18 protein-coding genes are annotated in these 23339 nt (G+C 61.3%); 6 read left to right on the top strand and 12 right to left on the bottom strand.

The features are described from left to right. Positions 1–23: 23 nt before the first annotated feature. Positions 24–587: a winged helix DNA-binding protein gene (locus tag A0U94_RS00580; RefSeq protein ID WP_062032519.1), complete on the top strand. Its 564-nt coding sequence runs from the start codon at positions 24–26 to the stop codon at positions 585–587. Positions 588–597: 10 nt separating this feature from the next. Here the strand turns inward: A0U94_RS00580 and A0U94_RS00585 are convergent, their stop codons facing one another. Genes A0U94_RS00585 through A0U94_RS00620 form a run of 8 tightly spaced genes read right to left on the bottom strand, consistent with a single transcriptional unit; the run spans position 598 to position 9050 of the window. Further along, positions 598–996 carry a hypothetical protein gene (locus A0U94_RS00585; protein ID WP_077802117.1) on the bottom strand — a complete coding sequence of 133 codons (399 nt, stop codon included), beginning with the start codon at positions 994–996 and terminating at the stop codon, positions 598–600. Further along, positions 993–2363, bottom strand: coding sequence for an acetyl-CoA carboxylase biotin carboxylase subunit (accC, locus tag A0U94_RS00590; RefSeq protein WP_077802118.1), 1371 nt, complete (start codon positions 2361–2363; stop codon positions 993–995). Before accC ends, A0U94_RS00585 begins: the two co-directional genes overlap by 4 nt. Continuing rightward, entirely contained in the window at positions 2356–2808 is a 453-nt protein-coding gene (locus A0U94_RS00595; protein WP_077802119.1) for an acetyl-CoA carboxylase biotin carboxyl carrier protein, read from the bottom strand. The genes accC and A0U94_RS00595 overlap by 8 nt, the downstream gene beginning before the upstream one ends. Positions 2809–2833: 25 nt before the next feature. Continuing rightward, on the bottom strand, positions 2834–3598 hold the full coding sequence (locus A0U94_RS00600) for a LamB/YcsF family protein (protein WP_062108174.1): 765 nt from the start codon (positions 3596–3598) through the stop codon (positions 2834–2836). Positions 3599–3652: 54 nt separating this feature from the next. Further along, a complete protein-coding gene (locus tag A0U94_RS00605; RefSeq protein ID WP_077802120.1) occupies positions 3653–4624 on the bottom strand; it encodes a 5-oxoprolinase subunit C family protein in 972 nt (323 codons plus the stop codon). Continuing rightward, the gene (pxpB, locus tag A0U94_RS00610) at positions 4621–5262 is read right to left on the bottom strand and encodes a 5-oxoprolinase subunit PxpB (RefSeq protein ID WP_077802121.1); all 642 of its coding nucleotides are present in this window, start codon (positions 5260–5262) and stop codon (positions 4621–4623) included. Before pxpB ends, A0U94_RS00605 begins: the two co-directional genes overlap by 4 nt. Next, the gene (locus A0U94_RS00615) at positions 5259–6500 is read right to left on the bottom strand and encodes an MFS transporter (RefSeq protein ID WP_077802122.1); all 1242 of its coding nucleotides are present in this window, start codon (positions 6498–6500) and stop codon (positions 5259–5261) included. Before A0U94_RS00615 ends, pxpB begins: the two co-directional genes overlap by 4 nt. A 51-nt stretch (positions 6501–6551) precedes the next feature. Beyond that, the gene (locus tag A0U94_RS00620) at positions 6552–9050 is read right to left on the bottom strand and encodes a TonB-dependent receptor plug domain-containing protein (protein ID WP_077803754.1); all 2499 of its coding nucleotides are present in this window, start codon (positions 9048–9050) and stop codon (positions 6552–6554) included. A 267-nt stretch (positions 9051–9317) separates the two neighbouring features. On the opposite strand from A0U94_RS00620, the gene A0U94_RS00625 reads away from it, so the two are divergent. The 5 genes from A0U94_RS00625 to A0U94_RS00640 all read left to right on the top strand — a co-directional run bounded on the left by A0U94_RS00625 (position 9318) and on the right by A0U94_RS00640 (position 13056). Continuing rightward, complete coding sequence (locus A0U94_RS00625) at positions 9318–10208, top strand: LysR substrate-binding domain-containing protein (protein WP_077803755.1); 891 nt, start codon at positions 9318–9320, stop codon at positions 10206–10208. Between the two features lie 30 nt (positions 10209–10238). Further along, the gene (locus A0U94_RS15830) at positions 10239–10406 is read left to right on the top strand and encodes a hypothetical protein (RefSeq protein ID WP_167369330.1); all 168 of its coding nucleotides are present in this window, start codon (positions 10239–10241) and stop codon (positions 10404–10406) included. Positions 10407–10912: 506 nt separating this feature from the next. Further along, positions 10913–11695 carry a class I SAM-dependent methyltransferase gene (locus A0U94_RS00630; RefSeq protein ID WP_077802123.1) on the top strand — a complete coding sequence of 261 codons (783 nt, stop codon included), beginning with the start codon at positions 10913–10915 and terminating at the stop codon, positions 11693–11695. A gap of 18 nt (positions 11696–11713) precedes the next feature. Then, the gene (locus A0U94_RS00635) at positions 11714–12460 is read left to right on the top strand and encodes an SDR family oxidoreductase (RefSeq protein WP_077802124.1); all 747 of its coding nucleotides are present in this window, start codon (positions 11714–11716) and stop codon (positions 12458–12460) included. Positions 12461–12609: 149 nt separating this feature from the next. After that, positions 12610–13056: a (R)-mandelonitrile lyase gene (locus A0U94_RS00640; RefSeq protein ID WP_456303946.1), complete on the top strand. Its 447-nt coding sequence runs from the start codon at positions 12610–12612 to the stop codon at positions 13054–13056. 22 nt (positions 13057–13078) lie between these two features. Here the strand turns inward: A0U94_RS00640 and A0U94_RS00645 are convergent, their stop codons facing one another. From A0U94_RS00645 to A0U94_RS00660, 4 genes are all read right to left on the bottom strand, one after another. Next, a complete protein-coding gene (locus A0U94_RS00645; RefSeq protein WP_077802125.1) occupies positions 13079–15094 on the bottom strand; it encodes a phosphocholine-specific phospholipase C in 2016 nt (671 codons plus the stop codon). Between the two features lie 29 nt (positions 15095–15123). Further along, positions 15124–17514 carry a TonB-dependent receptor gene (locus tag A0U94_RS00650; RefSeq protein WP_077803757.1) on the bottom strand — a complete coding sequence of 797 codons (2391 nt, stop codon included), beginning with the start codon at positions 17512–17514 and terminating at the stop codon, positions 15124–15126. 238 nt (positions 17515–17752) lie between these two features. Next, positions 17753–20062, bottom strand: a complete 2310-nt coding sequence (locus A0U94_RS00655; protein WP_077802126.1) for a GH92 family glycosyl hydrolase — start codon at positions 20060–20062, stop codon at positions 17753–17755. 29 nt (positions 20063–20091) lie between these two features. Then, positions 20092–23322, bottom strand: a complete 3231-nt coding sequence (locus A0U94_RS00660) for a GH92 family glycosyl hydrolase (RefSeq protein WP_244178034.1) — start codon at positions 23320–23322, stop codon at positions 20092–20094. Positions 23323–23339 lie beyond the last annotated feature (17 nt).

Genomic DNA, 23339 nt, shown 5'->3' on the forward strand with positions numbered 1-23339 from the left:
TTCGCTGACGGAGAGGACGAACCATGAAGGACGGGAAAACCGAGAGCCCTGCGCCGGCGATGCCGGATGTTGCGGATATGGAACGGGCCTTCATCGTGTCCTCGTCGCATCTGGCGGTGCCGGGTAACGAGGATCTGAGCGAATTCGAATTTGCCCTGACTGTCGTGAACCATGCGTTTCATCGCTGGATGTCTCGGGGGATGGCGGCGGCGGGTCTGCCGGATCTCTCGGCGCTCGACACGCTCATTCTGCATAGCGTCAATCACCGGAACCGCGAGAAGAGCATTGCGGACCTGATGTTCACCCTGAATCTCTCCGAGCGGCATTACCTGAACTACGCGATGAAAAAGCTCGACGAACACGGGCTGATCCGGCGCAGGCGGCATGGCAAGGAAGTCTTTGTCACCACCACGCAGAAGGGGCGGGAAGTCTGCATGGAATATGCGCGTCTGCGCCGGATCTGCCTGTTGGAGCATATTCCCCAGAACCGGGAAGTCGGCGGCGTCACGATCGCCGAGGTTGCCAAGGCGCTGCGTGTGCTGACGGGCTTTTACGAGCAGGCGTCGCGGTCCGCCGCGTCTCTCTGAACGCGGCGTCTCAGCCATCCGGGTGAATCCGGAAGAGCACGTCATGATAGCCCACGACGCAGCCATCCCCGATCAGCGCGGGGCCGAGCGTGCCGTCTGCCGTGGCGGTAACGGGCAGGCGGAGGGGGCCTGCCTCGACAAAACCCACGATCTCGCCGGAGCGAACGGGATAATTTTCGCCCAGATCGTTTGAGCGGAACACGCCCATTTCGGGGCTGGGAACGGGCGTGTTTTCCGCTTTTGCGGGTGGGGCGACAGGGTGCGCCAGAGGCGTCTGACCGGCGTTCTCCGACAGTGTCAGGGCAAACGCGCCTGTCCCGTTTTTCAGAGAAACATGACGGACATCGTGATGTCTCATCCGGCCAACCAGTTCGGGAAGGTCGTTCAGAAGGTCTTCAAGAAAAGTCATGATCCGGACTTTCGCATGAGGGCTTCGAGATAGTGCACGCTGACGCTGCCTTCGCGCACGCCGGGCTCGTTCATCAGACGCAGATGCAGGGGCGTGGTGGTGGCGATGCCGGTGATTTGCATTTCCGAAAGGGCGGCATGCATGCGGTTGAGGGCATCCGTGCGGTCCGTGCCGTGGACGATCAGCTTGGCGATCAGGGAGTCGTAATTCGGGGGCACGACATAGCCGTCATAGAGATGCGTATCGATACGGACGCCGGGGCCGCCGGGCGCGCGCCAGTTCAGGACTTTTCCAGGAGCGGGGCGAAAAGTTTCAGGATCTTCGGCGTTGATGCGGCACTCGATGGCGTGGCCCTGCGTGCGGATGTCGGCCTGCGTGAAGGAGAGGGGCTGCCCCATTGCGATCAGGAGTTGCTCGCGGACGATGTCGATGCCACTCGTCATTTCCGTGACGGGGTGTTCGACCTGAAGGCGGGTGTTCATCTCGATGAAGGAAAACGCGTCGTCTTCGTACAGGAACTCGAACGTGCCCGCGCCGGTATAGCCCATCAGGGTGCAGGCGTTTGCACAGCGCTCGCCCAGTTCGGCGATGGCCTGCGGGTCGATGCCGGTGGCCGGAGCTTCCTCGACCAGTTTCTGGTGGCGGCGCTGGATGGAGCAGTCCCGCGCGCCGAGCCAGACGGCATTGCCCTGCCGGTCAGCCAGAACCTGAATTTCGATGTGGCGGGGATGCTGGAGGAAGCGTTCGGCATAGACGGACGGATTACCGAAGGCGCGCCCGGCTTCTTCGCGAGCCGTTTCGATGGCGTCGCGGAGGTCTGCTGCGGTCATGACCACGCGCATGCCGCGCCCGCCGCCGCCGCCTGCCGCCTTGACGATCAGCGGATAGCCGATGGCGTCGCAGATCGTCTGTGCTTCGGACAGGTCGGTCGGCAGGGCGTCTTCCGTACCGGGCAGGCAGGGGACGCCGGAGCGGCGCATCTGCTGTTTGGCGCTGATTTTGTCGCCCATCAGGCGCATGATGGCGGCGGTTGGGCCTGCCAGCGTGCGGCCGGACTGTTCCACCGCTTCGGCGAAACCGGCGTTTTCCGACAGGAAGCCGTAGCCGGGATGGATGATGTCGGCGTTCGTGAGTTCGGCGGCGCGCAGGACGCGGGCGGCGTCCAGATAGCTGCCGGATGCTGCTGCCGGGCCGATGCATAGCGTCTCGTCCACGAGGCGCAGATGGGCGAGGCTGGCATCGGCTTCGGAATGGATGCCGATGCTGTGCAGTCCGAGCAGGCGGCAGGCCCGGATGATGCGCAGGGCAATTTCACCGCGATTGGCGATCAGGACACGGCGGGGGACGGACACTGCGGGCTCACGCATCGAGTGGCTCCACGGTGAAGAGCGGCGTTCCGGGGGAGACGGCATCTGCATTCGCGGCCAGCACGGCGACGATCCGGCAGGGGAACTCGGCCTCGATGCGCGAGAGCGTTTTCATGACTTCGAGAATATAGAGCGGCTGTCCTTCCGCCACGATGTCGCCCGGCTTGACGAAAGGCGGCGCATCCGGGGCCGGGGAGGCGTAGAACTGGCCGTGCATGGCGGCGTCGATCGTGGTTTCGGTTTTGGCCGGAGCGGAGGCTTTTTCGAGGACAGAAAGCGTGGAGGCTGCGGCCGCCGGGGCCGGGCTGGTCGGCTGGGGGCTGCTGTCCTGTGCGCCGCGCACCAGACGGATGTGCTCGCCGTCACGGGAATAGTCGAGTTCGGTAATGCCCAGCGCCTGCATCCGGGCCATCAGGGCGTCGAGGATCTTGAGATCGGGGATCATGGGGCGGTTGGCTTTCCGGTCTGCTTCAGGTCAGGGCGCGCAAAGTGATGCCCGCGGCTTCGAAGCCCGCGCGGACCTTGCGGGCGACATCCACGGATTCCGCGTTGTCCCCATGCACGCAGATCGTATCAATGCGGGTCGGCAGCATTTTTCCGGAGATGGTTTCGATGGCGCCGGCCTGCACCATGCGCACGGCGCGGGCGGCCGCGAATTCGGCATCATGCAGGACCGCTCCCGGCTCCTTGCGCGAGACGAGATGTCCGTCTTCCGTATAGGCGCGGTCCGCGAAGATTTCCGAGAACACGGTCAGGCCCCGCTCGCGTCCGATGCGGTCCAGATGGCTCAGGGCGATGGCCATGATGGGGAGGTTCGGATCAACCGCCTTGACCGCATTGACGATGGCTTCGGCAACGGCGGGATCGCGTTCAGTCAGGTTACCCAGCGCGCCATGGGTTTTCATGTAGGTCATGCGGTGGCCGGAATAGGTGGCGAGGGCCTGGGCCGCGCCCATCTGGTAGGCCACGATCCGTTCGATCTGGGCGGGTGTGAAGGGCATGACGCGGCGTCCGAAGCCCCACAGGTCCGGGAAGCCGGGATGGGAGCCGACGGAGACGCCTTTTTCGCGTGCGATGCGGAAGGTCTCGGCCATGACTTCCGGGTCGCCGCCGTGAAAGCCGCAGGCGACGTTGGCGGAGGTCACGATGTCCAGCATCGCGCTGTCATTGCCCATTGTGTAATGGCCGAAGCTCTCGCCCAGATCGGCGTTCAGGTCGATGGTTTTGGCGGTCATGGTGTCAGAACTCCCGGACATGGAAAAACAGGGCCGTGAAAACAGGATGGGGCATCAGAAAACGAGCTGTGTGCGGAGTGTGGCGATTTCGGTAGCAAGCCGGCTCAACTCCGCAGCTTCCCGCCGGATGATCTGCACCGCGTCATCGCGCGTGATGGTTTCGAAATGGACAGGTGTGCCGACGACTGTCTGGGACAGCAGGCGCAGGTCCGGCGCAATGACGGTGGCGATCTTGGGATAGCCGCCGCAGGTATTGGCATCCATCATCTGGATGATCGGCTGGCCCGCGGGCGGCACCTGAACGGTTCCGGGAAGGATGCCGTGGGAAAACAGGCTGAGCGGCCGTGAGAGTTTCAGGACGTTCTGCCCTTCGAGCCGATAGCCCATGCGGTTTGCGCTGGGGGTCAGGGTCCAGGCTGCGGAGTGGAAGGTTTGCAGGCTTTCGGGCGTGAAGACGTCGTGTTCGGCTGCGGGCAGGACACGGATCCGGGTGCCGTCTGCGGGGGGAAGCGGGCAGGGGCGCGCGAGGCCGTAGCCTGCGGCGGGCATGCGCAGTGTGGAGGCTGCGAGGCAGGAGAGGCGGTCGCCTTTCTGAAGGGCGCGCCCCTCAAGGCCGCCGAAGCCGCCTTTGAGATCCGTCGAACGCGCGCCCAGAACCGGGGGCACGTCCAGACCGCCCCGGAATGTCAGATAGGCGCGGGCGCCCTGTTGCGGCGCGCGAAGGGTCAAGATCTGGCCGGGTCTGGCGGTAATGGCCCAGTCGCGTGGGAGTTTCAGGTCGTCCAGCGTGGCGGGGCAGGCGGCACCGGTGACGGCAAAGGACGTCTCGGCGTGAAAGCGCATGCGGAAGGGGAAAAATACGACCTCAATCCCGGCAGCATCCACCGGATTGTCGAGAAGCAGGTTGCCGTGGCTCAGGGCCAGACGGTCCATGGCGCCGCCCTGCGCCACGCCCATGGCCATGGCGTGAGGACGGCCGAAATCCTGAATGGTGTTGAGGGAGGAGCCGGTCAGGATTTCGATCATGAGGCCCTCACAAAACGGACGGTGTCGCCCAGCCGCAGCAGGCCGGGCTCGGGACGGAAGGCATCGAACAGGCACAGATCCGTCCGGCCGAGGATATGCCAGCCCGACGGCGAGGTGCAGGGCATCATGCCTGCGTGGCCGCCGCCGATGACCACAGCCCCTTCCTCCACCCGCAGACGCGGGGAGTCGCGGCGGGGGATGGCCAGGCGCGGGTCCAGTCCGGTCAGGTACACGAAACCCGCCATGGCGCCGATGGCGGCGACGCTGTAGCGACCGGCCATGTGGGCGTTGATGGTTTCCTCTTCCGTTAGGTTGGCGAAGCGGGCGACGAGCGCCAGATCTTCGCCGAATGCCCCGCCATAGACGACCGGCACCACGATCTCGCGGGACGGCACCTCTTCGGCAGAGGCCTGTGTCCAGACGGTCCGGAGAAGCTCTTCCATGGCGGAAGGGTCAGTCTGTACGGCGTCGAACGTGACGAGAATGTTGTTGACGCCGGGGATTGTCTGGAGGACGTCTGGCCGGGTGTTCAGTTCGCGGCTGGTGGCCCAGATGCGGCGCTGTGTCGTGTCGCTGAACGGGCCGTCGGCGGCGTCCAGCAGGAGGCCGCCCGCGCCTGCCATGTGAATACGGGTCATGCAGTCTGATCCGGCTGTGTGCGGCCATGGAACGGCCGCCGGGGAAGGAGGGCAGCGGCCAGCGCGCCGCACAGGATGATGATGCCTGTGATGTAGAAAACGCCGTGGAAATTGCCGGTGGCCTGAAGCAGATATCCCGTCATGACCGGGGCCAGAATGCCGAGGCCGTTGGAGAAGGTCAGGGTCAGGCCGGTCACGGAGCCGAGGATTTCGTCTTCCACAAGCAGGTCCGCCAGGAGCGCCATGTTGGCCCCCGTGCCGCCTGCCATGAAGGCCATGGAGACGGCGAGGAGCGGAATGATGGTCGCGGCCGTTCCGCAGAGCGGCAGAAACCCCATGGAAGAGGCCAGAACGAGATACAGGCACACGACCTTGCGGCGCCCTCCCAGAGAAAGGTTTGATCCGCGAACGAGCGTTTCGCCGATTTTTCCAGCCGTGATCGAGAGGATGGCCGCGCCAACATAGCAGTAGGCCGTATAGGCTCCGGACTGTTCGGTGCCGAGATGCAGGGTCTGGCGCATGATGATCGGCAGCCAGGACATCAGCAGGAAGTTGGCATAATTGGCGCAGCACTGCGCGATCACGATGCCCCAGAAAGCCGAGGAGCGGAACAGGGTCGGCACCGAGATCAGGGAAAAGGACGTGGCCTGTGTGCCGCGTGCGGGGCGCGGGTGGGTCAGGAGCCAGACCACGGACCAGACCAGCCCCAGCGCGCCGAGCAACGAAAATGCCGGGCGCCAGCCGTAATGGGCAATCAGCCACCCGCCCGAGGCGGCACCGCAGGCCAGCCCGATGGGGATGCCGCAGATGAAGGCGGTCATCATAAGCCCACGTTCGTGTAGCGGCGCCCAGGCCCGGACGACCTTGTTGCCAAGTGCGAAGGTGGGGGCTTCTCCGACGCCCAGCAGGATGCGGGTGGCGATGAAGGCCGGGACGGTGGCGGTCAGGCTGCCGAGGATCATGGCGAGCGACCACAGGGCCACGGCGGCCGCGCCGATGATCTGCACGCCGAAGCGGTCCAGAAGGATCGCGCTGGGCAGGTTCAGGATGAAATAGGACCAGAGGAAGCTGGAGAGGACCCAGCCCGTCTCCCCCGGTGTGAGGGCAAATTCATGGGCGATCTGGGGCATGCCCACGGACAAGGCGGCCCGGTCTCCGTAGCAGATCACGCACATGGTGATGGTGAGGGCGTATATGACGAACCGGAAAGGCCGGCGATCTTCTGGAACTGTCTGCAAGAAATGCGCCTCTTTCCGGTGGATCTCAGTCGGTCTGTCTTTGGAAAAATCTTAGAAAGTCAGGCCGGTCTGGACATAGTACATGCCGCCGTTGAAGCCGTAAGGCGAATAGTAGGCATATTTGTATTCGTTGAAGAGCGGTGCTGCGGTCGCCTTGGGGACGCGGGTCGGGTATTTGTTGCCCAGGTTGTTCGCGCCTACCGTGACGCTCCATTTCGGCAGGATCTTGTAGCTGACGGACATGTTGGTCAGGAAAGCCGGGCGCTGTTCCATCGGGGCCGCCGTGGGGCTGGCGAGGAAGATGATGGAGCCGTAGCGCTGTTCCTGCACCATGACGTTCCACTTGCCGTAATTCCAGTTGACCGTGAGGTTTTCGCGGTTCTTTGGTGCGGAGTGCAGAAGCATTTCTTCGGCATAGGTGTTGAACGTGGACAGGCCCATGTTTGACAGGACGGCAGGGGTCTTGTTGCGGCTGCGGATTTCGTTGTCGGAGTAGTTGAATGTGAAGTCGAAGCGGAACGTGCCGGCGCGTTTGGTGTGCAGGGTGTAGTTGGTGTCGATGTCACCGCCGTAGGTCTGGGTGTTGACGGGGTTTGTGTAATAGGAGGCGTAGGTGACGTTGTTCAGGCCTGAAGCCTCGAGAATGTCGGCCACACCTGCGCCGCCGAGGGTCGTGGTGCTGGCCAGACGGTCATTGATCGCGATGTAATACAGGTTTGCGGTGACGTTCCAGTCCTTGAGAGGCGTGGCGTCGATGCCGATGCTGTAGTTGCGGGAATATTCACCCTTGATGTGACCTGCGCCGAGCGCCTTTGCGGCGGCGCTGCTGTTGGGAAGCTGGTCCACGGCGTAGTTGGCGAAGGGGGCGTTATAGAAATAATAGGTCTGGCCCAGTGTTGGCGGGCGATAACCTGTGTTGATGCTGGCGCGGATGGCCCAGTGTTTGTTGAAGTTGTAGCGCGTTCCGATCGAGCCGGTTGTGACGGTGGCGAGATGGTTGTAGCTCGTGGCACGACCGCCGAGGGACCATTCCCATTTTTTCGTGACGTAAAAATCGAGGTTGACGTTGCCGTCATAGATGTCGCGTCCACGGTTGGTGACGGCGAGCGGGACGTTGCCGGCGTGGTCGGTTGCGCCGAGGCCGACCCATGAGGCTTCTTCGCCTTCGGTCATCTGGAAGGTGTCACGGCGATATTCGCCGCCAAAGCGCAGGGCAATCGGCTTTGGCAGCCATGACGTGTTGAAGAAGCGTGAGCCGCGCAGGCCGGTCGAAAGCTCTGAAGTGATGGTTTTGCCGTCATAAAAATCGCGCGGGCTGGCATCGCCGAGAGACATGTTGTTGCTGTCGAGGGTGGAATAGGCCTGATCGTCACGGCCGTAATTGACGTAAGCGTCCCAGGCGAAGCCGAATTTATGCGCCTTGATGCCGTTGTCTGTTTCGAAGTCGTACTGGTCCATGCCGATATAGGGCTGTGCGCCATTGGGCCAGAGATTGATGTTGGTCAGGCTGTTTCCGGCACTGCGGTAGGTTTCGGCCACATGAGCCTTGCGGTGGCTGAAAGTCGAAGTGCTGTAGAGGCTGAGGTTTTCGTTCAGCGGGATCGCCATGTTTTCGCTGATGGTTTCCAGCGTTGATTTCGGAATACCGAGGCCGCGCTGCACATCGCGGCTGGCTGTTTCGTTGCGGGAATCGCCGACCGGATACAGCTGTCCCACGAAAAGGCCGCTGCGGTTGGTGGGAAGCTGGTGGGTAACCTGCGCCGCCAGGTCGAGATAGCCGCCGTTTTTACCAAGTGCTGTGGCCCAATCCGCGTAACCGTTCAGCGCCTGCCCGTCACCGGCGTAAAAACCACTGTTCTGGAAATTGATGGAGCCGCCATGCGTGCGCTGCTTGAGGACGATGTTGACCGCACCTGCCAGAGCGTCCTGACCGTAGAGTGCGGTGGCACCTTCGGTAATGACCTCGATGTGGTCGATTGCCGAAATCGGGATCAGGGAGATGTCGGTGGGTTCGGTGCCCCAGTTGGGGCCGGCATTGGCGTTGAAATTGGCACCGATATGGCGGCGGTGTCCGTTGACGAGGATGAGCGTATCGTCGGCGGACTGGCCGCGAAGCTGCATGGTCTGGATGAAGCCGCTGTTTCCGACGCCGGACTGGGGTGGGGACGTGATGGATGCCGATGCCTGCGCCAGTGCCTGCATGACATTTGTCTGGCCGGTGGCCAGAAGCTGCGCGCCCGAAACGACTGTGACCTGTGTGGTGCTGTGAACCGGCGTCGAGGTGTTCATCACGGACTGGCCGGTGGTTGCCGTGCCGGTAACGCGCATTTCTTCAGGAGCGGATTTCGAAACGATTGAATGGCGTATGGGCGCCTGGGGGGGCTTTGCGGCCGGGCGCGCCGTGATCTGTTTGCGGCTCTTGGCGGGGGAGGAATGTACTGGCGTTCTGGCCCGCGTCGTCGCGCCCAGTGCAGCCGGGCTGAGTGATACGATTGTGCTGAGGGCTGCGCCGCACATCAAGAAAGCCTTGGGACCAAAACACTTGTGCATGGGCATTTCCTCAATGTCCTCCGGGTCTCGAAGGGCGGCTGGTGTTATGTGCTTTTCATGAACAAATCATACATATAACGATCCTGCAATTAAAATGTTTCCCTCAGAGAACGGAGTCGGTTTCCCTCCGTTGCGTACTGAAAAACCCTGTTTCAGGCTTGGGAAACTGGCTGTGTCGGGACAGGGTTTCGTACACTTTAGTTGTTGAATCTCAAAATAAAATGTCTGATGATGATCCAAAGGAAGAATATTTATGATCCTTCGCCTGTGATCTCCGAACTCCGCACATTCGTTGTCGCCGCGCAGATGGAAAGTTTTGCCGCAGCTGCAAAAACCATCGGGCTGACCCAGTCGGCTATCAGTGCCCAGATCCGCCGACTGGAAGACGAGCTGGGCTACGGGCTCTTTGAACGCTCGGGGCGGTCCGTGACGCTGACGGCGGCGGGGCGGGCCATACTCTGTCAGGTCGAGGACCTGCTGTCGTCTTTCGATGCGCTTCGCAGTGCGACGCGTGGCAGGCCTGAAACTGCGCTTTTGCGGATCGGGGCTATTTCCACCGTTCAGACCAGCCTGCTGGCGCCGGCCGTGACGAGGCTGCATGTGGAATTTCCGGACCTGAAAATCCGGATCGTTCCGGGGCTTTCAATGGGGCTTCTGGAGCGGCTGGATGCCGGGGAGCTGGATGCTGCGGTGATCGTGCGACCACCATTCGGGCTGATGCCGTATATGCAGTGGCATCCTGTAGTTAGTCAGGATTATGTCATGGTGGTGCCTGCGCCCCTGGAGAATGAGGACTGGCGCCAGATTCTGGAGACGCAGCCCTTTATCCGGTATGACAGCCGCTCGTTTGGGGGGCGCACTCTGGACCGTTTCCTGAAAATGCAGGGCCTGTCTCCGCGTCAGGTCATCGAGACCGAGGACCTGCATACGATCCTCCAGATGGTCGCCAACAATATGGGCTGTACGATCATGCCCCAGATTGGGGCAGTCAGCGTTGTGCCGAACATTCGCGTGCTGCCTCTGGGGGAGCCGGGCATTACACGCGAAGTGGGGGTCATGACGTTGCGTGGCCGCGTGTCGGAAGGGCGGGACGCTCTGATTCGTTATCTGGACGAGGTGTCCGGGAATCATACTCCGTCTGCGTCCCGGAAATCCTGAGGGGGCGACGTTCCATGCGCCCGCGCCGCTGTGGAAAAGGCGGGTGATGTTGTTGCTCGCCATGCCGCTGTAGACAGCCGCTGTCTGCCTGACAAGATCGTCGGGGTGATGGCGGTTTTCCTGCACGTTCTGTGGGGCCTTGATGGACTGATTGTTGGCGACCCGGTTCAGCAGAGCCGTGGGCCACACTGGGTATGATGCTCAGGCGCGTGGCCGGCTGGTTGAGGGCGCTGGCCATGTGCCGGTTGAACAAGGCGCAGGAGATGGGCAGCAGGGTAGTGCGCATGGCGTTAGCGTGGAGGTATTCTCCCGCCTTCATTATTCTTGGCAGGACGGAGCGTTGTCCTTCTTAGCGGACGATGTTGTGTTGCACCCCTCATGCGGGACGCCTGTCTGGACGGGCCGGGGCTGGCGCATTTACCGGAAATGGTCGCGGAAAATATGTCGCCGAAGGACGTCTGGTTCAGGTGCTGGAAGACTGGTGCCCGTATTGGACCGGATATCACCTCTGCTTCCCGCACCATCATCAGAATACGATGCCGTTCTCACTGTTTGTTGAAGAAATACGGCATGGGGGCGGCTGAGTTTCGCATTCATGAGTAAAGCCGAAGACTTTATGCAGTTTTGAGGGGCTAATCGTGCGGGCAATGAGACCCTACATAAACATGTGTCGGACATTTCCCGCAGCGACGAGGGAAGAGATCATGAAAGCGGTTTATCCTGTCATCTGTGCGCTCACTATGCTTGCGTCAGGCCCGGCGCTGAGGGCGGCTGATCTGAATCAGGCGATCCAGTCCACAAGCCGGGACGAGCGGTTCGTGGCGCGTGATCCGGTACGCCATCCTTTGGAAGAATTGCAGTTTTTCGGACTGCGGCCGGATACGAATGTTGTCGAGATCTGGCCGGGCGGAGGGTACTGGACACAGATCCTTGGCCCGTATCTGCATGATAAAGGCACCTATACGCTGGCTCTTGGGCCGGAGGACAAGCCGGGCTCGGCATTCAGCAAAATGCTGGCGGCGCATCCCGCGCTTGAGGGAAGTTTCAGAACTACGCAGTTTGATGCGGGACATCTCGACTTCGCGCCGGCTGACAGTGCGGATCTGGTGCTGACGTTCCGCAATCTTCACAACTGGATGGAAGCGGGGAATGCGCCGCAGATGCTTGCGGCCATTCATCGGGTTCTGAAGCCGGGCGGGATTTTTGGCGTCGAAGACCATCGGGGTCATACGACGGCTCCGCAGGACCCCAGCGCGAAGGACGGATATGTCCGCCAGTCTTACGCCATTGGGCTGATTGAAAAAGCGGGTTTCAGGCTGGTTGGATCATCGGAAATCAACGCCAATCCAAAGGATACGGCCAACTGGCCAAAAGGTGTGTGGACCCTGCCGCCGACCTTTGCCCTCAAGGACAGGGACCACGCCAAATATGCGGCCATAGGCGAGGGGGATAATTTTGTCCTCAAATTTGAAAAAATTGCACACTGATCAAGACGGAGCCGGATCATGAACAAGGCTATTGCCAGCAAGATTGTTGTCATTACGGGTGCGAGCAGCGGTCTGGGAGCGCAGGCTGCCCTGCATCTTGCGGAGCAGGGTGCGACTGTATTGCTGGGCGCACGCCGTGAAGACCGGATCAGGGCCCTTGCGGAAGAGATTACCGCCAAGGGTGGAGCGGCGCTTGCAGTCGAAACTGATGTGACGGACCGCGCTTCGGTTCAGAACCTTGTCGATACCGCCGTCAGGACCTATGGCCGGATTGACGTTCTGCTCAATAATGCGGGTGTCATGCCTCTCTCACCGCTGGAAAATCTGCGCGTCGATGAGTGGGACCTGATGATTGATGTGAATATCAAAGGTGTTCTGTATGGAATTGCCGCAGCTCTGCCGCATATGAAGGCGAAAAAAAGCGGCCATATCATCAATGTGTCTTCGGTTGCTGGCCATCGCGTTCTTGAAAACAGTGCCGTGTATTCCGCCACGAAATTTGCCGTGCGGGCGCTCTCCGAAGGGCTGCGGGGGGAAGTGAAGCCCTACAATCTGCGTACGACCGTTATTTCCCCGGGCGCTGTGCAATCGGAACTGCTCGACGGCATTCATGACGAAGCGACTGCGGAACAGCTTCGGAATTTCGTACCCGGTATTGCGATCAGTGCTGAGTCTTTTGCCCGGTGTGTGGCTTTTGCGATCAGTCAGCCCGAAGATGTGGACATCAACGAAATTCTTTTCCGTCCGACCAAACAGCAGGTCTGACGCATTCCGGAGCAGGTCTGCCGCGATGGCTGATACAGGCAGGCGCGTAAAAGGCGCCCCCTGATATCCTGCGCGGCAGCCAGAAAAATTCATTACGAAAATATATCGTAATATCCGGGTTGAGCGCGCGCAATGATGCGGCAGCCTTCATGAAAAAAACAGAACTCAACGGTTTTGCGGCATATACCGGAGTATTGGTCATGGAAATTACGCGCATTGGATCTCAGCCTTCCGTGAAGGGACCGTCTGACTGGTTTACAGGGACGGTGCGGATTGACCCGCTTTTCAATCCTCCTGAACCGGCGCGGGTGACGACGGCGCTTGTCACTTTTGAGCCGGGAGCGCGGACTGCATGGCACACCCATCCGCTCGGGCAGACGCTGATCGTGACTGCTGGCTGTGGCTGGGTGCAGCGCGAAGATGGGCCGGTTGAGGAAATACGTCCGGGTGATACCGTCTGGTTCGCGCCTGATGAAAAGCACTGGCATGGCGCCACGGCCACCACGGCGATGAGCCATATTGCCATTCAGGAAAAGCAGGATGGCTCTCCGGTGGACTGGCTGGAGCAGGTTTCCGAGAACCAGTATCGCGGTTGAGTTTCCACCAGGTGGTCAGATGCTATGGCTTCGCGTGAGGCTCTGTCAGGCTCGGCTGGCCATTTTCGATGTGCCCCGCCAGTTGCAGGGTTGTGTGGGGCCGTTCGGCGGACTGGATGAGCAGATCGTACCAGTATGAAGCCGGGGCAATGGCCCAGGGGGTCGTCAGGGTTTCGTCGGGCTGCAGGGAAATTGTGCGATCTCTGGCGCTGTGTTTTTCCGTGATGTGGAAGTTCTGGAGCTTGGGCGTCCCGTTACGAAGCGACAGCAGCAGGACGTCACGCTGCGGATCGTGCTGGAGTGTGACTTCGGGAAGCTCCTGTCCACGCAGGGCGCGATAAAAGCCGTTGGGGCCGTGAACCGTGACGGGATTCTGATCGGAAGGGTTTGCCGGAACGGACAGGCTGGTGCGGGCATCGAGGGTGTAATGTCGGGTGGTGCCGTTGGAACGGACCCGGAAGACGGTGCCCTGTAGGCCCGTATTGGTCAGTCTGAGGGTTTCGGGGGCGAGGAAATCGGCCTGTAAATGATAGGGCAGGGCGCGGGCCGGGCGTTGTCCAGTTTCCTGTCGGGGCAGTCTCTGGACTGTCGGGACGACCGGATGGGGAAGCACACAGGAGCGTCGCGTTTCGGGGAGATAGTCGTCCGTGTTTGGGAGGCTTGCGGTCCATGTCCGGTCTGTCTGGGCAAAATCGAACACGGATGTCAGGTCGCCGCATACGCTGCGACGCCACGGCGTGATGTTCGGGCATTTAACGTCAAACCGCGCTTCAAGAAAGCGCAGAACGGAGGTGTGGTCGAACACCTGCGAATTGACCCAGCCGCCTTTTGTCCAGGGCGAGACGATGATGGCGGGGACGCGCGGGCCGAGTCCGACTGGAACATCGTGATAGGACTCTCCCTGTGTTGAGACCGTCCCGCCGCCCTGCTCAGGTGTCAGCGCGGGGACCGGGGCGGGGACGTGGTCGAAAAACCCGTCATTTTCATCGTAATTGAGGATGAAGACGGTGCGTGACCAGACGTCGGGATGGCGGACGAAAACGTCCATGAGCTGGGAAATGAGGTGTTCGCCGTAGCCGGGTGGGGCGTTGGGGTGTTCGCTCAGGGCTGTGGGCGGGACGATCCATGAGACCTGAGGCAGGCGTCCTTCCGAGATGTCGCGTTCGAATTCGGCGACAAGATAGCGACCTTCGGTCGTGTGCATGTCGGTTTCGGTGGAGCCGGGCACGATCTGACGCGCCCTGCGATACTGCCAGGATGCCGGGTCGAGGTTGCGAAACTGCGCGAAGGACGCCAGCGGGTTGTCGCCGAAATTGTCGTATTCCTGATAGACACGCCAGGAGACACCGGCGTCCTGAAGTTTTTCTGGATAGGTGTCCCAGCGGAACGGCGTGAAATCGGGGTGGTCATGGGCCATGTCGGCCGACCAGTTCCCGTCATCCACATTCTCGACGGCCTGTTTGCCGGAATGGCTAACGGCCAGACCGCTCGTTCCGGAAAACAGGAAGAGACGGTTGGGATTGGTCGGGCCGAAAAGGGAGGCGTGATAGGCGTCGCAGATCGTAAAAGCGTCGGCGAGGGCGTAATAATAGGGAATTTCAGCGCGGGTGAAATGACCCATGGTCATGGCCCCCTTGTGGGAGATCCATGTGTTCCAGTCGTTCCATGCGGCCTGGGTGCCTTTCCAGCTATGATCGAGACTGGCGAGGCAGGCGCTGGAGGTGTGGGCTGTGTTGAACAGGAACGGGAGGACGGTGCCTCCCTTTCCGTCCGGTTGGGCAAAGACGCTGCTGCCGTCCGGCAGGCGTTCGGCGCGGGGGTCTGCGTAGCCGCGCACCCCCTGAAGGCAGCCGAAATAATGATCGAAAGACCGGTTTTCCTGCATCAGGATGACGACATGTTCCACGTCCTGGATCGTGCCTGTGACGGTATGCGGCGCGATGGCGAGAGCACGCTTCAGGTTCTCGGGCAGGAGGGCTGCCGCCGCGGTGGCGGAGCCGAACCGGAGAAACTGTCGACGGCTGGGAGAACGTGGCATCAGGGCGTCATCCGTGAAGAGGTCAGCGATCAGAAGAAGTGCTTGCGCAGGGTAAAGAACACCATGCGGGGGGCACCGGCCTGAAGGGTCTGCAGGCTTCCGGTCGGGTCGCTGACGGCAAAGCCCGTGCTGCCGACGGTGGCGACATAGCGTTTGTCGAACAGGTTGGTGACGTTGATCTGGGCGTCCAGACCATGCAGCACCCAGTTATGGCTATGGAAGCGATAGCCGACATTCAGGTTGAAGATGTCGTTCGGCTTGATCCACTGGTCGTTGGTGTAGGTGTAGGTTCTGCGGCCTTGATACTGCATGCCGACATTGCCCCAGATCGAGCCGTCGTCGTAGCTGAGCTGTACGTTGGCCAGATTGCGCGGCATGGCGACAACGCTCTTGCCTTTGGTGGCGTATGTCACGCCGCCGGTCGTCAGGTTGTCGTCATAGGTGGACTGGTTGTAGGCGTAGGAGGCGTAAATCGACCAGTTATCGGTGAAATGGTAGTTGAAGGCAGCGTCGATGCCGCGTGCCGTGACACCGCCGACATTGCTCAGGATGCTGGCATAGCCCTGAACGTTCGTGCCGCTGGACACAGGTGAGATGGAGGCAAGGCGGTTTTCAAATTCGATGTAATAGCCGGTCAGTGACGCCTGGATGCGGTGGTCGTGATAGCGGTAGCCGATTTCTTCGCTGTAGGACATTTCAGGATGCAGCGAATTCTTGGCCGCTGCATACGCTGCGGTCGTCATTGCAAAAGGGCTGGTCGCGCCGGTTGTGGAATTGTCGAAGGCCGCCATGTTGCGTGCGAAATCGGCGAAGATTTCGTTGTGACGGTTGATTCGGTAATTGCCACCAAGCTGCGGCAGGAAGCCGTTGGCTGATGTGATGGACCCTCCGGCATAGGTGTTGGCGACCGGGGTGCCCATGTAATTGCCTTCAAGCTGGCGGGCGCGATTGTCGACGACCAGAGACTTGAAGCCGTAATTCAGCTTGAAGGCCGGAGTGATCTGCCAGGTGTCCTGAAGGTGGAACTGGTATGTCTTGGTATTGAACGCGCTCTGCCACTGCGTGGCGAACGGATTGTTGCGGAACCAGTGGACTGAACTGCCGGTGTAGCCGCTTTCGCTCAGCGGATAAAAACGGCGTGCCTGTTCAAAGTCGTTGTTTTCGAACCAGAAGCCGCCGTCGATCGTGTGATGGGCGATTTTGTAGGTCAGGCCGCCGATAAAGCCTTCGCGGTGGATGTCATATTCGGTGGTTCGTACCGAAATGGGTGAACCACCGAGTGAGTCAGGCGTGGGTTCGTAGGGCGTGGCGTAAATGCCTTCGCCGGTATTGGTATGGCCGTAGACCGTGGCGTAGCCTTTGAGGCGGCTGGTAATATCGAAGTCCAGTCGTCCGTAGCCCAGCGCGTCCTGACGCAGGCCGGCGGAGTTGTAATAGGACTGGTCCTGATTGGTGATGCCCTGCGGGAAGGCCGTGCCGTTCTGGTAGGCCCGGGCGATCTGCTTGGCCAGTCCGTAGTCGTTGGTGACGTTATCGACATTGTAGCCGCGGGTGTGGATCAGCTGCAGGGACAGATCCTGATAATCATTTTCCGCGCGCTGGCTGTAATCGCCGAACAGGGTCAGCTTGACCTTCTCCCCCAGCGGCTGGATGAACTTGGCGTTTGCCTGCTGTTGCTGCTGGATGCCGTCGCCTTTCCATTTGTTGGCGTCCTGATAATCGTATGAGACGTACAACCGTCCGCCGCCCGGCAGCGTGCCGGAATTGACGCGGGCGAATGTGCGCCATGTGCCATAGGAGCCAACCGTTCCGGCGACATCCACGCCATATTTCGTGGTGGGGTCGATGGACGTGAATTCGAGTGCGCCGCCGAGGTCGTTCGAGGCGGCAACACCGACTGATCCTGCACCCTGGGCGAGGGTTGCGGGGCCGTTGTTTTCGGTCTGCAGGGCGCGGCCGATCGACAGACCGTTATCGTTGCCATAGGCGAGGTTGCCGAGCGGGATGCCATCCATCGTAAAGCCCAGACGGCTCTGGTCGAAGCCACGAATAATGATCTGCTGCGACCATTCGTAAGCGCCCAGCGGGTCTGAAGACGTGAACATGACGCCGGGGAGTTTCGAGAGCGTTTTCAGCGGGCTTGTGCCGGGGGCGACTTCCTGTAGCGCCAGATGCGAAAGGGTCTGGGTTTCGCGCGAGGCGCCCGAGCCGAGAACGACGATGGATTCTGATTTGTTGGAAATGGCAGCGTCCGGTGTGCTGCTTTTTCTGGCGGCAGCCTTCTGGGGGGCTGGCCGGGGTGTCCTGTGCTGGGCAGCGTCTCCGTGGGAGGGTGTTTTTGCAGGGACTGGAGCCGCATGGGCGCTGTAGAAGACCAACGAACTCAGACAGGTGGTGAGCAGGACACCATTCTTTTTCATTTCGCGTTTTCCCGGCATCAAGAAGATAAAATCTGGGCGGTGATAACGCGGCGAACATTATGTTCGCGTATCTGTGATGTCGTGTAATAGTTTCATGACAAATATGTTTCATAAATATTATGAAGAAGTAAATAATTTTTCAGAATAGGTTCTCGTCCTTTAATGTGGAGTATAGTTCTGCTTCAGGTTCCGGTCGGGAAGACCGCGCGTTACTGCGGGTCTTCCCTTTTATCAGACGTTATGCCGGTGGCTGGGCCTGCATGACGAAGTGCAGTTCGCCGCCTGCGAGAACGTCCTGCTGATGCAGGAACGGGGTGCTTAAAGGCTGACCGTTGAGCGTCATCTGGCCGACGTAGGGATGAGCGTCGTCCAGATTGTCGGCTGTGACCGTAAAATCATGTCCGTTGCCCAGATGCATGGTGGCACGGGAGACGAAGGGCCGGCCGATTGCATATTCCTGACTGGCCGGAGCGACAGGGTAGAAACCCATGGCCGTGAACAGATACCATGCGGACATCTGGCCCAGATCGTCATTGCCCGCCAGACCGTCGGGGCGCAGGGCGTATTGCGTCTGCATGATCTGTGTCAGGCGCTGCTGCGTTTTCCACGGGGCACCTGCGTAGTCGTAGAGATAGGCGACATGATGGTCGGGTTCGTTGCCATGTGCGTACCAGCCGATCAGACCGCTGATATCCTCGACATTCTTGAAAATCGCGGGATCGACCTTCGTGTCGAACAGTTCGTCGATCCGTGACGTGAATTTTTTGCGGCCGCCCAGGACCTTGATCAGGCCCGGAATATTCTGCGGCACATACCACGAATACTGCCAGGCATTGCCTTCGGTATAATCGCTTCCATAAGCGGCCGCGGCGGGGGTGAAGGGCGTGTGGAACGCGCCTGAGGATGTGCGGGCGCGCATGAAGCGCGTTTCGGGGTCCCAGACTTTCCGCCAGTTGTCGGAGCGCTTTTCGAACGTGCGCGCCACGTCGGTTTTGCCCATCGCGCGCGCCATGCGGGCCAGTGCCCAGTCGTCATAAGCGTATTCCAGTGTCTTGGAAGCGCCCTCGGGCTCCTTGTCGATCGGGACGTAGCCGATTTTCATGTAGTCGGTCAGATCGCCGTAGGGTCCGTAGGTCGCGCTGCGGATCATGCCCTTAAGCGCGGCTTCAGCATCAAAGCCGCGCACGCCCGCCAGATACGCATCCGCAATGACCGGTACGGCGTGATAGCCGATCATGCACCAGGTCTCGAGGCCCTGATACGCCCAGACCGGCAGCAGGCCGAACGGGCTGGTCTGCTGGGATGCGATGAGCGAGCGGATGAAATGTGAGCTCATATCGGGGCGCAGGATGGCCAGAAGCGGCTGTTGCGCGCGGTAAACGTCCCACATTGACCATGTGGAGTAGAACTCGAACCCGTCCGCGCGGTGGCGCTGATAATCCGGGCCGGTGAAGTCGCCGTTGGCATCCATGCTGAGCGTGGGGGCCAGCATGACGTGATAGAGCGCGGTATAGAACTGCGTCCGCTGCTCCGCCGTGCCCTGCATGTCGATGACTGACAGGGCCTTGTTCCATGCGCCCAGGGCCGTGTTGTGCTGTGCATCGAAATCCCAGCCCTGTCCTTCGCTGTCGAGATTGGCGACGGCGTTTTCCTCGCTGACCGGGGAGATGGATGTTTTGACGAGTAGCGGCTCTTTCAGGCGTCCGAAATCGAACACGCCTTCCAGTTCGCGGCCATTCTGGGCCTCATGGTCGACAGGGTGGTTCCCGGGGCCGCCGAAGCCGCGATAGGCCACTTTCGTTTCGCGGTTATACAGTGTGCGTTCCGTCATGGGTTTTGAAAAACGCATGGCAAAACACAGGGTCCGCCCCGGCGCCCATCCCCGCGTGGTCCGGCAGCCCGAGACCGTGCCATCGGGGGCAACATGCAGGCGCGCCCACAGAACCTTGCCCGGATAGTCGTAGATGCTGGGTCGCAGGTCCAGCAGCAGATGGGCGGGTTTGCCTTTGGGGAACGTATAGCGGTGCCATCCGACACGGCGGGAGGCGCTCAGCTCGGCGCGGATTTTATAGTCGTCGAGCGTGACGGCGTAATAGCCCGGAGTTTCCACTTCCGTGGCGTGGCGGAAGCGGGAGCGGTATCCGCTTTCCGGCACGGCCGCGTCGCCGGGCTCCAGACGCACGTCGCCCGCAATCGGCATCACCAGAACGTCGCCGAGATCGGAATGGCCCGCGCCCGAGAAATGGGTGTGCGAGAAGCCCAGGATCGTCGGATCATCATACTGATAGCCCGCCGCCCAGGCGTAGGCGTGATGGAAATCCGTCATCGCGGTATCGGGGGAGAGCTGGATCATTCCGAATGGTATGGTGGCGCCGGGATAGGTATGTCCGGCGCCTCCGGTTCCGATGCGCGGATCTACAGCAGAGGCGGGAGAGGCGTCCGGCTTTGGGGGCTGCTGCGGTGTGGTCTGGGCATGGACGGGCAGGAAAGCCGTTCCAGACAGGAGGGTTGCGGCCAGAAGGCTTCGGGCGAGTGTGGAAAGCGACATAAGGGCTTGGGACTCCGGGAAATAAACGGTCAGGGGGACGGGGGGTGAGCGTGGCCCAGCAGTTCAAACTCTCCGGCCTCGGCAGAAGCGGGCTGGAGCACATGCCAGCGATACAGTCTGTGCGGCGTATGGTCGGGTAGAAGGAACGGGCGTGTCTGGTGTTTCCAGGGGAATGTTTCGTTCTCGCGATGGTCGATTTTCTGCCATGTCTTCCCGTCATCCGAAGCCAGTACGTCCCATGCGGACGGAGCATGGCCGGGCATGTCGGTGGAGGTGAGCGTATAGGCCAGCGCGGAAGCTCCGGCAGGGCATGTGACGGTGACGTCTGCGCCGTCAAGGGAAGCGGAGGTCAGGGCGTCATTGTCGAACAGCGCGTCCGGTCCGGTATGGGTTGCCCCGGCGATATCGGCCAGATCGACCGCGGGGTCAGGGCTGTGTCCGGCCGGGGTCAGGGAGGGCAGCGACGCTTCTAGCGCGGTTCCCCAGTGCGAGGGATGCGGCCCCATGCGGAACAGCAGGTCGCCTCCACCCGCGATGTCGTCATGGCCCAGCCACCAGCGCGTGAGCGCTTTGCCGTTCAGGCTGACGGACTGGACGAAGCGGTTGCGGTCGCTGATACCGGGCGCCCGGACTGTCAGGACATGTCCTTTTCCGAGCGTCAGCCGCATGGTCTCGAAGCGCGGCGCGCCGATGGCGTAGGTCGGCGTGCCCATGCGCAGCGGATAGAACCCCGCCGCGCTGAAGATCCACCAGGCCGACATTTCGCCGTTATCCTCATCGCCCGGATAGCCCTGGCCGATCGCCGTGCCGCGATACAGCCGGTTCATGACGTCGCGGATTTTGTCCTGCGCTTTCCAGGGTTGGCCGGCGGTGTCGTACAGATAGAGGATATGATGTGCGGGCTGGTTGCTGTGGCTGTACTGGCCCATGCGGATGTCGTGCATTTCCCGCATTTCGTGGATTACGCCGCCATAGGCGCCGGTGTGATAGACGCCGGGCGTTGCGAAATAGGCGTCCAGCTTGCGCGCCAGTCCGTCGCGTCCACCGTAGAGGCTGGCAAGTCCCTGCCCGTCCTGAACGGGGTCGAAGGCCATGGTCCAGGCGTTTGTCTCGGTATAGTCGCCACCCCAGGCGAGCGGATCGAACTGTTCTTTCGTGGCTCTCCACTGTCCGTCCGGGCGGCGGCCGACGAAAAACCCGACATCCCGGTCAAACAGATGGACGTAGTTCAGGGCCCGGTTGTGCAGATACCAGCTTTCCGCCGCGTAATCGGCTTTTGTCGCATCGGGCGTGGAAGCGGACAGGGAGGCAGCCATTTCACCCAGAGCAAAATCATTGAGTGTGGCGGCATTGGACCATGACAGGGCTTCGTCCGTATCGGTGTCGGTGTAGCCTCTGAACATGGAACGGTTGAGGCCCTTGCGGCCCACGCCCGGATTGTCAGGCATGACGGTCGCGTCCTTCAGGCCTGCGCGATAGAAGGCCGCGGCATCGAAGTTGCGGACATGTTTGGCGTAGGCGTCCGCGAATGCGACGTCTGCGCTTGTTCCGGTCATGAGGTCGGCATAGCCGGGCGAGGACCAGCGCGCGATCCAGCCGCCTTCGCGGTATTGCTGGACGAAACCGTCGATCAACTGACCGTCTTCTTCGGGTGTCAGCAGTGCATAGGCGGGCCATGCCGTGCGGTATGTGTCCCAGAAACCGTTATTGACGTAAAGCGGGCCGTCCACAACCGGAGCGCCGGTCTGCGTTGGGCCGTCGGGGTGCTGTCTCGGCTGGAACGGGCTGGCATGTCGCAGATGCGGTGCCTCCATTGTGCCGACATTTTCAGCCGCGTTGTTGGGATAGAGATAGAGGCGGTAGAGGTTGCCGTAGAGCGTGCGCTGCTCATCCGGAGGTGCGCCGGGGATCTGGATGCGGTCCAGCCTGCTGTTCCAGGCGGCTTTCGCGGCCTGTGCGACTGTTTCCAGTGTGGCGCCGTTTGGCAGTTCGAGCGCGAGATTGTGTTGCGCCTGATCGGAACTGATGAGAGAGGTTGCGATCCGGACCGTGACCGTGGGGTCGGCTGTGGTGTCGAACGCGGCCCAGGCTTGCACGTCGTCGCGTTTCTGGCCGGTCAGGCGGCCTTGTGCGACGGCGGGGCGATCAAATTCGAGATGGACATACATCCGGCTTGCGCCGGTGGAGAGGTCGCTGGCGACATCCGTATAGCCATCCGCACTGCGTCCGTCCGGAGCGATTTTCAGACGGCCCTGATTGGTAATGTTGTCGAACACGATCTGTCCGCGCGTTGTGCCGCCGGGATAGCGGAAGCGCAGGATGGCCGCGTGGTCGGTCGGGGACATGTCTGCCGCGATTCCGTTATCCAGTGTGACGGCATAGCGGTAGGGCAGGGCGGTTTCATGGTCGTGCGTGAAGCCGATGGCGCGTGCGGTCCGGTCTGCGGAAGGCGTGTCTGGGCCGAGGGCTAGCATGATCTGGAAGGTGTCATGATCGCCCATCCACGGGCTGGGTTCGTGGCTGAGGGACAGGGCTTCGAGGCGCGGATGGTTATCGGGGCCGTTGCGTTCCTGATACTGGTAAAGCCAGTTGGAATTGCCCCGCGTCACGGGTGTCCAGAAGTTGAACCCGTGCGGCACGGCCACGGCGGGGAAGTTGTTTCCGCGCGAATAATGGCCGTTCGCATTGGTGCCGCGCCGCGTGTCCACGAGGTCGGCGGGCGTCAGGCTGGTTTGATCGGGGATATTGGTGATGGAGGCTGCATCAAGATACACGCGGCGTGTTGTGCCATTTGGCGCGCGGGACGTCAGTTCGAGGGCTGCAACAGTCCGGCCCGCGGCGATGTTGCCGAGAGGCACGTCCACGAGCGTCCACTGGTTGGGGTAGAGTGCGCCGCCTGCGCCCTGACCCTGTGCTGTCAGGTCGGCGCCGGAAAGATCATGGGCGCCGAGTGTGGAGGCGCGGGTGCCATCGGTGAACAGGATGTCGAGGCTGGTGTATGTGGCGTCGTCCGTCAGGGAGAGCGGGTCGGCGACAGGGAAGATGGTGTAGGTGAGGTGCGACTGTCGGGCGATGCGAAAGGCGGAACCGGGTTTTGCGATGACCGTCCGCAGGTCTGTTGCAGTGGTGTCGAGGCGAAGGGTTCGGAGGTTGGTCAGGCCGCTTCCGGCACGGGCCGTTAGAACTTCGTCTTTAGTGGGGCCGTCTGCACTGGTCAGGCTCCAGTCCGGGCCGGAGCCCGGCTGGAGGGTGAATGACACAGGCGCCTCCGTTCTGC

This window comes from Gluconobacter albidus (assembly GCF_002005485.1).
GTDB lineage: Bacteria > Pseudomonadota > Alphaproteobacteria > Acetobacterales > Acetobacteraceae > Gluconobacter > Gluconobacter albidus.